The organism is Romboutsia sp. 13368, from assembly GCF_018336475.1.
In the GTDB taxonomy this organism is placed as follows: domain Bacteria; phylum Bacillota; class Clostridia; order Peptostreptococcales; family Peptostreptococcaceae; genus Romboutsia.
In genome coordinates, this window is sequence record NZ_CP048741.1 from 2,090,749 (window position 1) to 2,093,252 (window position 2,504).

Annotated in this window: 2 protein-coding genes; both read right to left on the minus strand. The window is 25.5% G+C overall.

Annotated elements, in window-relative coordinates:
* Positions 1–73 precede the first annotated feature (73 nt).
* Positions 74–583, minus strand: a complete 510-nt coding sequence (locus G3997_RS08670; protein WP_296645383.1) for an HD domain-containing protein — start codon at positions 581–583, stop codon at positions 74–76.
* 175 nt (positions 584–758) lie between these two features.
* Positions 759–2,306, minus strand: a complete 1,548-nt coding sequence (gene murJ / locus G3997_RS08675; RefSeq protein WP_296645384.1) for a murein biosynthesis integral membrane protein MurJ — start codon at positions 2,304–2,306, stop codon at positions 759–761.
* Positions 2,307–2,504 lie beyond the last annotated feature (198 nt).

Here is a 2,504-nt window from a genome sequence, read left to right on the forward strand (position 1 = left end):
TTAAATTTATTATATTTTAATTATATAACTTATATAAAATATAGGCAATATTATTGGAAATTTACTTATTTTCTTAGTTTCTATCATCAACAGCTTTGAAAAAAGATACAATTTTATTATTGCTCTTTTTATGATGATTTCTAATTATATCTAATATTACATCATTCTTAACTAAATCTTTTAAAATTTCATATCCATATTCACTGTGATTGTAATAACATTGTATCTTTTGTGATTTTTTTATATTTTTTAATTTTCCATTAGTTAACTTATTTAATATAACAATTATAGATTTATCAATTACATTTAATCTTTTTCTACTTTTACCTATATCATGTAATAATGATGCTCTAATTAATAATTCTTTATTATTTAATATATCTTTATCATTAGTTTCCTCATTTTCTATAACAAACTCAATATCTTTAGCTATTCTTATACTATGTTTTTGTTCTGATTTAGATAACTTGACAAATAAATCAAACTCTTCATCATTTAATATTTTTCTTGCATAATCATAATCATTTTCAGTCATCTTATCACTTACATTAATATAAAATTGTTTTACTCTCTTAGGTATCATTTTTATCTCCTATTTCTTAAGTTATAATATATTATATATAAAAATTTTACTTATCTCAAAAAKATCATTTTTATCTCCTACTTCTTAAGTTATAATATATTATATATAAAAATTTTACTTATCTCAAAAAGAGCATTTCAAAATAAATATTTATCTTAAAATAGCTCTTTTTTAATTATTTTCTATTAAGTTTTTCTTTAACTTTATCTAAAATTATATTAACTTCATCAACTTTAAGTATTATTATACTAATTCCATAAACTATAGCTCCAATAGCTACTGATAAGGCTAAAGTTATAGCTTCTTGTATAAATCCAGTACCTAACATATTAGCAATAAATCTATATGTAAGTAATGTTATCACTGCCATTATAATTCCTGATATTAAAGATTTAATCATACCAAGAGCTATTGATTTACCACCAAAGTTTCCAATTTTTTTTCTTAAACTTATAAATAATAATGTTATAGTAAATAAAGCTGATATACTAGTTGCAAATGCAAGCCCTGCTAATTGCATATTAGTAAATTTAACAAATAATATATTAAGTATTATATTTAAAACCATAGCTATAACTCCATTAATCATAGGAGTTTTAGTATCTTGTAATGAATAGAATATTTTACCTAATATATCTCTAAGTCCAAATCCAATCATACCTATTGAGTAGAATATAAGAGCTACTGATGTCATTTGAGTTGCTCTAGCATCAAATTCACCCCTTTGGAATAATAACTTAACTATTGGATGAGCAAGTATTATTGCTCCAATAGAAATAGGTATAACTAATAATACAACAGTATTTACTGAAGTTATTATAGACTTATTAAACTTTTCTTTATTATTTTCAGATGATAGTTTGGACAACATTGGGTATACAACAGATGATATAGAAACTATAAACATACCCATAACAAATTGGTTAAGTTTCGTTGCATAATTTAATGCAGATATACTACCCTCAACTAATGTAGATGCAATTGTTCTATCTACAATAGTATTTATTTGGTTAACTGCAACTCCTATCAAAACTGGAGCTATAAGCCAAAGCATTCTCTTAAGATGCTCTTCCTTAAAATCTATGTATGGTTTATATCTATATCCTTTTTTTCTTGCAAAAGGGTATTGAACTAAAAACTGAAGTGATAACCCAATTAAACTACCCCATGGTAGTAATGCAGGACTCACCTTCACACTTACAAATATAGATAAAATTATCATAATATTGAACGGCACTGACATAAGACCAGGAACTATAAAGTTTTCTTTCACTTGTAAGTACGCCATCATAATGTAGCTCATTCCTAAAAATGATAATCCTAATATCATTACTCTAGTATAATAAATTGCTAATCTAAGTGTCTCTCCTTTAAAACCAACAGCAAATATTTTTACTATTTGTGGTGTAAATATTGCACCTATTACTGAAAGCACTAAACATATAAGTACTACAATATTAAATACATTATTAGTAAACTTAATAGATGCACTTTCACCATTTTTTGAGTTTACATCACAATATAGTGGTATGAATGCAGTCCCAAGAGATGTACCTATAGCAGTAAATATTACTGCCGGTATATTCATTGCCACTAAGAACGCATCACTAACACCTGATGCTCCATATGCTGATGCTAGGGCTAATTCTCTACCAAACCCTAGAATTTTAGCAACTAAGGTTGCTGCCATCAATCCTACTGCTGCCTTTGCTACCTTTGACATAATCTTTCTCTCCTATACGTTATTAAATATTAGTTTTTATCTTCCTTACTTAATTTTTTTATTTCATCTGACTCCAAATATGTTATAAGATTTTGCGATGAATTATCTATATCTCCAGACATATCAAGTAAATTACCTATAAATGAATTACCTAGTAAGTTGTATGTTATTTTTCCCATCTTTTTATTTTTATCATTC

What these genes read in the sequence shown, in the direction of transcription:
- G3997_RS08670 (WP_296645383.1), bottom strand. Translation starts at nt 583, where the DNA reads ATGATACCTAAGAGAGTAAAACAATTTTATATTAATGTAAGTGATAAG.
- murJ (WP_296645384.1), bottom strand. Translation starts at nt 2,306, where the DNA reads ATGTCAAAGGTAGCAAAGGCAGCAGTAGGATTGATGGCAGCAACCTTA.